The organism is Mesorhizobium sp. M7A.F.Ca.MR.245.00.0.0, assembly GCF_003997415.1.
Classification (GTDB): Bacteria; Pseudomonadota; Alphaproteobacteria; order Rhizobiales; family Rhizobiaceae; genus Mesorhizobium.
Map to the genome: position 1 here is coordinate 1 of NZ_RZTE01000023.1, position 7,480 is coordinate 7,480.

Here is a 7,480-nt window from a genome sequence, read left to right on the forward strand (position 1 = left end):
GATTTGGCGTTTCCCAAGCAGATCAGGCGCTCCAAGGTGCGGGAGGTGATCCCCGCCGCCGACGCGATCCTGTGCGACGCCAATCTCCCCTCTTCGGCGCTGGAACGGCTGGTCGCGCTCGCCGCGGGCAAGCCGGTTTTCGCCATTGCCATCTCGCCGGCCAAGGTGGTGCGGTTGATATCGGTGCTGAAGGAACTCTCGCTCGTCTTCATGAACCGGCGCGAGGCGATGGTGCTGGCCGGCGTCGCCGCGAATGCCAGGGAGCGCGAGGTCGTCGACGGGTTGCGATGCAGCGGCCTCGTCAGTGGCGTGGTGACGGCGGGCGACGCGCCCGTGCTGGGGTTCGATGAAACAGGCGCCTTTTCGATCATGCCGCCCAATCCCCGAAAGGTCGCTGACGTCACCGGGGCCGGTGATGCGCTGGCGGGCGCAACGGTCGCTGCCTTGCTGCGCGGACTGCCGCTGCGGGTGGGCCTGCGCGAAGGCATCGCCGGGGCGACGCTTGCCATCGAAAGCGCCAACGCCGTTCCCGAGTTCACCGCCGCAAGCTTCGCGGAAGCGCTGGCTCTTGTGCCGGATGCCAGGGAAGTGGCATGAGACCGGCGAATTCATAGTGCCGCGATGTTGCCTGATGTCCCGACGGACGCGCCGCACTCCGGATTGGAGACCCTGATGACCCCAGAGACCGCCCGCCCCTTCATCGACATCCACGCACCGGTGGCGCAAGCCCTGACCGACGGCCGGCCGGTGGTGGCGCTGGAAAGCACCATCATCACCCATGGCATGCCCTACCCCGACAATGGCGCCATGGCGGCCGATGTCGAAAAGATCATCACCGATGGCGGCGCCGTGCCGGTGACGATCGCCGTGGTTGGCGGCCGCATCAAGATCGGGCTTTCGGACGGCGAGCGCGAATCGCTGGCGATGACCGGTGACGCCATGAAGCTGTCGCGCGCCGATCTCGGTTTTGCCGTGGCGCAAGGGCGCACCGGCGGTACCACGGTCGCCGCCACGATGATCGCGGCGCATATGGTCGGCATAAAAGTGTTCGCCACCGGCGGCATCGGCGGCGTGCACAAGGGCGCCGAAAAGAGTTTTGATATTTCCGCCGATCTCGACGAGCTGGCGCGCACGCCGGTCATCGTCGTCTCGGCCGGCGCCAAGGCCATCCTCGACATCGAAAAGACGCTGGAAGTGCTGGAGACGCGCGGCGTGCCGGTGGTCGGCCTTGGCTGCGAGACGATGCCAGCCTTCTGGTCCAGGCATTCGCCGTTCCGCGCGCCGCTGACCTTGCACGAGCCGGAAGAGATCGCGCATTTCTACCAGACGAGGGCAGCGCTGGGGCTCGCCGGTGGCATGCTGATTGCCAATCCGGTGCCGGAAAACCACGAAATCCCGGCTGAGGAGATGGCCGGCTATATCGAGGCCGCGCAGAAGGCCGCCGAGGCGCTCAACGTGACCGGCAAGGCGGTGACACCGTTCCTGCTGGGAAAGATTCTCGAACTGACTGGCGGTAGGAGCCTGAAGACGAACATCGCGCTGGTCGAGAATAATGCGCGGCTGGCGGCGAGGATTGCGAAGGCGCTTTAGGGTCACGCAGCGAAGGTTCCCCCTCACCCGGATTGCCAAGACCGAATTGCAAAGAACAATTCGGAGCAATCCGACCTCTCCCCGAGGGGAGAGGAGCTTAGCGCCGACGTCGACCTCTTCTCCCCTCGGGGAGAAGGTGGCCGCGAAGCGGACGGATGAGGGGGTGGCCTCGCGCTTGCGGGAATCTACTTCCCCGCCCGTCGCCCCGCCTCATAGGCCCGGCGTGCCCAGATCGTCATCTCGTCGGGATCATCGAAAGCGCTGTCTGGAACGCTCCAGTAGGGCATGGCGACCAGCTTGCCGTGGCGCGAGCCGGTATAGGTCCATTGCGTGCAGCCGGCGGCCTCGAACTCGGGCACGCTTTGTTCGTCGGCCTTCAGCAGCAATTCACCGCGCAGCACGATGGCGACGATGACACCGTCGAAATAGATGCCCTTGCCGCCGAACAGTTTTCGGATGCTGACAGGACCGAGGCCCTCGAACAGTTCGGCGATGCGCTCATTGTCCATGCCGCGATCATGTCACCGGCGTTTGGCCTTGTCATCGCCGCAACCAAAATCATGCTGACAGGTTGTGTGAGGTCGATCGGAGTTTCCCGCTATGCCCGTGCTGCTCAAAGGCTCCTGCCGCTGCAATGCCGTCCGTTTCGAGGTGGAGAGCCACACGCCGGCGCCATTCATGCTGTGCTACTGCTCGATCTGCCGCAAGCAGCAGGGCGGCGGCGGGTTTGCCATCAATCTCGGTGCCGACAACGAAACACTGAACATCAGGGGCAAGCGCAGCCTCGGCGTCTTTCGGGCGGAGATCGAGGACGACGAGCATCCGCATTGCGAAATCTCAACCGGCGAGCGCAATTTCTGCAAGAAATGCGGCTCAGCCCTTTGGCTCTACGACCCGACATGGCCGGAGCTGGTGCATCCCTTCGCTTCGGCGATCGACAGCGATTTACCTATTCCTCCAAGCAAGGTGCACCTCATGCTGAAATACAAGGCGAACTGGGTGGAGCCGGTGGTTGGCAAGCATGACAAGGTCTTCGACATCTATCCCGAGGAATCGATCGCCGACTGGCACAAGCGGACGGGCATGTGGGTGGAGTGAATTTCTTCGCGCCGTTTACGGGGAGGTGAGGAGTGATCCGCGCAGCGGACGAAAAGCCAATTGCTTGGCCTTCGAACGACGAACGCCGGCAGATGAGGAGCGGCGCTAACTTTGGAGAGGCCGGCGCTGCCTATCATCCGTCACTTCGTGACACCTTCTCCCCGTAAACGGGGCGAAGGAAAAACTCAGGAAGCGCGGGCTTCTGCCAGTGCCTTCAGGTCGGCCGGCTTCAGTTCGACGGATTCGCCGCAACCGCAGGCCGAGCTCTGGTTCGGATTGTGGAAGGTGAAACCGGTGCGCAGTGTCGTCTGCTCGAAATCCATCTCGGTGCCGAACAGGAAAAGTGCTGCTTCCGGTGCGACATAGACATGCGCGCCATCGCGCTCGATATGGTCGTCCTTGGTGTTGGGCTCGGTCACCAGATCGACCGTGTATTCCATGCCGGCGCAGCCGCCCTTCTTGATGCCGAGGCGGATGCCATGCGCATTCTCGCGGGTGGCGACAATCTCCCGCACCCGGTCGGCGGCCTTTTCGGTCATCGTGATGACGGCGAAGCGTCCCATGTTTTTCCTTCTCCATTCCATGCAGGTTCAAGGCCTGCCGAATGATTCCTCACCTAAAATGGTGAAGTTTTATCCTTGGTGCAAGTGTGCCAGCCTCTGTCGGGCTAGTACCAACCCACCGCCACCTGCGCCTCTTCCGACATGCGGTCGGCCGACCAGGGCGGGTCGAAGGTCATGTTGACCTCGACGCCGGACACGCCTTCGACGGCGCCGACGGCATTCTCCACCCAGCCGGGCATTTCGCCGGCGACAGGGCAGCCGGGAGCGGTCAGCGTCATGTCGATCTTGACCGAGCGGTCGTCCTCGATGTCGATCTTGTAGATCAGGCCGAGCTCGTAGATATCGGCCGGGATTTCCGGATCATAGACCGTCTTCAGCGCCGAAACGATGTCGTCGGTCAGCCGCGCCAGCTCGTCGGCGGGGATGGCCGATCCCGAAACCAGCGCATTGGGCGCGGTTTCCGGAGTGGTCTCGGCAGCGATGCTTGCATCATCCATGGTCGTCACCCAAAAAACTCGTCATCCGAAGAATTTGCGCGCTTTTTCAAGCGCCTCGGCCAAAGCGTCGACTTCGGCCCTGGTATTGTACATGCCGAACGATGCCCTGCATGTGGAGGTTACGCCGAACCGTTTCAACAGCGGCTGGGCGCAATGGGTGCCGGCGCGGACAGCAACGCCCTGCCTGTCTATCACCATCGACACGTCATGCGCATGAATGCCTTGCAGTTCGAACGAGATGATGGCGCCCTTGCCGGGCGCATCGCCGAAGATGCGCAGCGAATTGATGGAGCGCAGCCGCTCATGCGCGTAGTTCTTGAGGTCTTCCTCATGGGCTGCAATGCGCTCGCGACCGATCGTTTCCATATAGTCGAGCGCGGCACCCAGCCCGATCGCCTGGACGATCGGCGGCGTGCCGGCCTCGAAGCGGTGCGGCGGCTCGTTGTAGGTGACGATGTCTTCCGTCACCTCCTCGATCATCTCGCCGCCGCCCATGAAGGGCCGCATGCCAGCGAGAATGTCCTTCTTGCCGTAGAGCACGCCGATGCCCGACGGGCCATAAACCTTGTGCCCGGTGAAGACGAAAAAGTCGCAGTCGAGATCCTGCACGTCGATAGGCATATGGACAGCGCTCTGACTGCCGTCGACCAGCACCGGAATTCCGCGCGCATGCGCAATGCGCACGATCTCCTTGATCGGCGTCACAGTGCCAAGCGCGTTCGACATGTGGGTAATGGCGACCAGTTTGGTGCGCTCGGTCAGCCGCTTCTCGAATTCCTCGATGTGGAAAACGCCGAGATCGTCGACCGGCACCCAGACCAGTTTGGCGCCCTGCCGCTCGCGGATGAAATGCCACGGGACGATGTTGGAGTGGTGCTCCATGATCGACAGCACGATCTCGTCGCCCTCGCCGATGTTGGGCATGCCATAGCCATAGGCGACCGTGTTGATGGCCGAAGTCGTGTTCGAGGTGAAGATGATGTTGTCGGTGCTCGGCGCGTTTAGGAAGCGGCGCACCGTCTCTCGGGCCTTTTCGTAGGCGTCGGTCGCGGCGTTCGACAGAAAATGCAGGCCGCGATGGACGTTGGCGTATTCTTGGCTGTAGGCGTGCTGGATGGCGTCGAGCACCGCCTGCGGCTTCTGTGCCGAGGCGCCATTGTCGAGATAGACCAGCTTCTTGCCATAGACTTCCCGCGACAGGATCGGGAAATCGCGGCGGATCGCTTCGACGTCGTAGAAATCTCCGATCTTGCCCGGCGCGTTCATCAGATCACCCGTGTGCCGCGAACCAGCCGTCGAGCCGCGCTTCCAGCGCCTCGACGATCGCCTCGTCGTCCAGTTCCTCGATCACCTCCGCGACGAAGGCCTTCACAAGCAGGCCCCGCGCGCTTTTCTCGTCGACGCCGCGCGCCATCAGGTAGAACAGATGGTTGTGGTCGATTTCGGTGACCGTCGCGCCATGGCCGCAAATCACGTCGTCGGCGAAGATTTCAAGCTCGGGCTTGGTCGAGAATTCGCCGTCGTCCGACAGCAACAGCGTGTTGCAGGCCATCTTGGCGTTGGTCTTCTGCGCATATTGATGGACGTTGATGCGGCCCTGGAACACACCGCGCGCCTTGCCCGTCACCACGTTGCGGATGATCTCCGTCGAGGTCGTGTGCGGCACGGCATGGTCGAGAACCATGGTCACGTCGGTGTGGGTGTCGCCGGCCAAGAGGTTGATGCCGCGAAGCTTGAAATCGGCGCCTTCGCCAGTCGTCCTGACCATGATCTCCTGGCGCACGAGCTTGCCGCCGGCGTTCATGACGAACAGTGTCAGTTTCGCATTCTTGCCGATATGGGCCTTGAACTGCGCCAGATGCGTCGCCGTTTCCGGCTGCTCCTGGACGATCAGCCACGTCACCTCGGCGCCCTCGTCGAGCACGACCTGGCTGACCGAGCTGCTCAAGGCAGCGCCATCACCCGTCTGGCGCTCGACGATAACGGCCTTGGCGCCGGCGCCGACACGAACGGCCAGGCGCACATGGGTCTGGCCGCCGGCCTGCAGGTTCTGCAGCTCGACCGGCTTTTCAAGTTCCACACCATCGGCGATGTCGACAAAATACCCGTCGGCGACAAAAGCCGTGTTCAGCGCGCCAATGGCATCGTCGCTGCCATAGGGGTCGAGCCCAGGTGCTGCGCTGCCGTCAACCAGCTTTTCCGACAGGCGCTGGAAAGAGACGCCTTCAAGAACCGGCACTTTGGCGTCGGACTTGCCATTCAGGATCGACACCACGGTGGAACTGTCGACGATCGGGGCGATGGCTTTGGCCATGGCTGCCGGGTCGAAGTCCGGCACGGTATTCAGCAACCGGCGCAGGTCGGTGTAGTGCCAGGATTCGACACGCCGCGTCGGCAGGCCGTGCTTGATCGTCTCGATGGCGTCGTCGCGCTTCAGCATCACCGCGCCGTCGCCCGGCAGCAGCGACAACCGGTCGCCGAACGCGTCGATCAACGCTGTCTCGGCCGGTGTCCGCTGCGGTTGTGCGTGCATATTCATCAAACTGCCCTCTGGCATCTCACGCTGCTTCGCCGATCACGCCGGCATAGCCGTTGGCTTCGAGGTCGAGCGCCAGCGACTTGTCGCCTGACTTGATGACCTGCCCCTTGTAGAGCACGTGCACGGTGTCGGGCACGATGTGCTCAAGCAGGCGCTGGTAGTGGGTGATGACCAGGAACGCCCGGTCCGGCGCGCGCAGCGCGTTGACGCCGTCGGACACGATCTTCAGCGCATCGATGTCGAGGCCGGAATCGGTCTCGTCGAGCACGCACAGTTTCGGCTCCAGCAGCTTCATCTGCAGGATCTCCGCCCGCTTCTTCTCGCCACCGGAGAAGCCGACATTGAGCGGCCGCTTGAGCATCGCCATATCCATGCTGAGCGAGGCGGCGGCTTCCTTCACGCGCTTCAAAAATTCCGGGATCTTCAGCGGCTCCTCGCCACGCGCCTTGCGCTGCTCGTTCATCGCCACCTTCAGGAATTCCATGGTGGCGACGCCCGGTATCTCCATCGGATACTGGAAGGCGAGGAAAATGCCTGACGTGGCGCGCTCGGCCGGATCCATTTCGAGGATCGACTGGCCGTTGTAGAGGATGTCGCCTTCGGTGACTTCATAGTCCTCGCGGCCGGCGAGGATGTAGGACAGCGTCGACTTGCCCGACCCGTTCGGCCCCATGATCGCGGCGACCTCGCCGGCTTTCACCGTCAGGTTCAAGCCGCGGATGATTTCGGTGCCGTCATCGACGATGCGGGCATGTAGGTTTCTGATTTCAAGCATCATTTTCTACTTTCGTGTTCTTGTTGTTCTCGACGCTCGGTCCTTGACGGGACCTCCCTAAAAGCGCGCCCGCGATTTTGCCAGTAATGAACATCCAGCCAAAAAACCCAGCCGCGCCTAGGCCCGCAATCGAACCACCAATATTTTTTACCGAACTCAAGCCAAACATTGCGCCAATTAGAGCCACCACGGCACCTCCAATAGCCAGCGTCAACAAGAGCACCAGAACGACGACTATCAAGCTCTCGATTCGCTCGAAGAATTTCCAAGAGCGCCGTTCCATTTGGTCACCCCACGCTCCCCTCAAGCGATATCCCGATCAGCTTCTGCGCCTCGACCGCGAATTCCATCGGCAGCTGCTGGATGACGTCCTTGACGAAGCCGTTGACGATCAGCGCGATCGCTTCCTCTTCGGGGA

At 62.4% G+C, this 7,480-nt stretch carries 10 protein-coding genes; 3 read left to right on the plus strand and 7 right to left on the minus strand.

What is annotated here, in order from left to right:
* Both EOB80_RS21625 and EOB80_RS21630 read left to right on the plus strand, forming a co-directional pair.
* A partial coding sequence (locus EOB80_RS21625; protein WP_245466412.1) for a PfkB family carbohydrate kinase occupies positions 1-597 on the plus strand: 597 nt, incomplete at its 5' end.
* A 75-nt stretch (positions 598-672) separates the two neighbouring features.
* Positions 673-1,590 (plus strand): pseudouridine-5'-phosphate glycosidase, encoded by a 918-nt coding sequence (locus EOB80_RS21630; RefSeq protein WP_127329617.1) that lies wholly within the window; start codon positions 673-675, stop codon positions 1,588-1,590.
* A 185-nt stretch (positions 1,591-1,775) separates the two neighbouring features.
* On the opposite strand, the gene EOB80_RS21635 is transcribed toward EOB80_RS21630, so the two are convergent.
* The gene (locus EOB80_RS21635; protein WP_127270731.1) at positions 1,776-2,099 is read right to left on the minus strand and encodes a TfoX/Sxy family protein; all 324 of its coding nucleotides are present in this window, start codon (positions 2,097-2,099) and stop codon (positions 1,776-1,778) included.
* A gap of 91 nt (positions 2,100-2,190) precedes the next feature.
* Here EOB80_RS21635 and EOB80_RS21640 point away from each other — a divergent pair, with 91 nt between their 5' ends.
* Entirely contained in the window at positions 2,191-2,688 is a 498-nt protein-coding gene (locus EOB80_RS21640; RefSeq protein ID WP_127329619.1) for a GFA family protein, read from the plus strand.
* 185 nt (positions 2,689-2,873) lie between these two features.
* On the opposite strand, the gene sufA is transcribed toward EOB80_RS21640, so the two are convergent.
* The 6 genes from sufA to EOB80_RS21670 all read right to left on the minus strand — a co-directional run bounded on the left by sufA (position 2,874) and on the right by EOB80_RS21670 (position 7,345).
* Positions 2,874-3,251, minus strand: coding sequence for a Fe-S cluster assembly scaffold SufA (gene sufA, locus EOB80_RS21645; protein WP_127329621.1), 378 nt, complete (start codon positions 3,249-3,251; stop codon positions 2,874-2,876).
* Positions 3,252-3,355: 104 nt separating this feature from the next.
* On the minus strand, positions 3,356-3,748 hold the full coding sequence (locus EOB80_RS21650; protein ID WP_127329623.1) for an SUF system Fe-S cluster assembly protein: 393 nt from the start codon (positions 3,746-3,748) through the stop codon (positions 3,356-3,358).
* Between the two features lie 21 nt (positions 3,749-3,769).
* Complete coding sequence (locus EOB80_RS21655) at positions 3,770-5,014, minus strand: cysteine desulfurase (protein ID WP_127319474.1); 1,245 nt, start codon at positions 5,012-5,014, stop codon at positions 3,770-3,772.
* A gap of 4 nt (positions 5,015-5,018) precedes the next feature.
* A complete protein-coding gene (gene sufD / locus EOB80_RS21660) occupies positions 5,019-6,287 on the minus strand; it encodes a Fe-S cluster assembly protein SufD (protein ID WP_127329625.1) in 1,269 nt (422 codons plus the stop codon).
* 19 nt (positions 6,288-6,306) lie between these two features.
* Positions 6,307-7,062, minus strand: coding sequence for a Fe-S cluster assembly ATPase SufC (gene sufC, locus EOB80_RS21665; protein ID WP_023810312.1), 756 nt, complete (start codon positions 7,060-7,062; stop codon positions 6,307-6,309).
* A complete protein-coding gene (locus EOB80_RS21670) occupies positions 7,055-7,345 on the minus strand; it encodes a hypothetical protein (RefSeq protein WP_127329627.1) in 291 nt (96 codons plus the stop codon). Before EOB80_RS21670 ends, sufC begins: the two co-directional genes overlap by 8 nt.
* Between the last annotated feature and the right edge of the window lie 135 nt (positions 7,346-7,480).

Bases quoted from the DNA above. Each gene is read 5' to 3' on its own strand.
- EOB80_RS21655 (WP_127319474.1), bottom strand. From the start codon at position 5,014: ATGAACGCGCCGGGCAAGATCGGAGATTTCTACGACGTCGAAGCGATC.
- EOB80_RS21630 (WP_127329617.1), top strand. From the start codon at position 673: ATGACCCCAGAGACCGCCCGCCCCTTCATCGACATCCACGCACCGGTG.
- EOB80_RS21640 (WP_127329619.1), top strand. From the start codon at position 2,191: ATGCCCGTGCTGCTCAAAGGCTCCTGCCGCTGCAATGCCGTCCGTTTC.
- sufC (WP_023810312.1), bottom strand. From the start codon at position 7,062: ATGCTTGAAATCAGAAACCTACATGCCCGCATCGTCGATGACGGCACC.
- EOB80_RS21670 (WP_127329627.1), bottom strand. From the start codon at position 7,345: ATGGAACGGCGCTCTTGGAAATTCTTCGAGCGAATCGAGAGCTTGATA.
- sufD (WP_127329625.1), bottom strand. From the start codon at position 6,287: ATGAATATGCACGCACAACCGCAGCGGACACCGGCCGAGACAGCGTTG.
- sufA (WP_127329621.1), bottom strand. From the start codon at position 3,251: ATGGGACGCTTCGCCGTCATCACGATGACCGAAAAGGCCGCCGACCGG.
- EOB80_RS21650 (WP_127329623.1), bottom strand. From the start codon at position 3,748: ATGGATGATGCAAGCATCGCTGCCGAGACCACTCCGGAAACCGCGCCC.
- EOB80_RS21635 (WP_127270731.1), bottom strand. From the start codon at position 2,099: ATGGACAATGAGCGCATCGCCGAACTGTTCGAGGGCCTCGGTCCTGTC.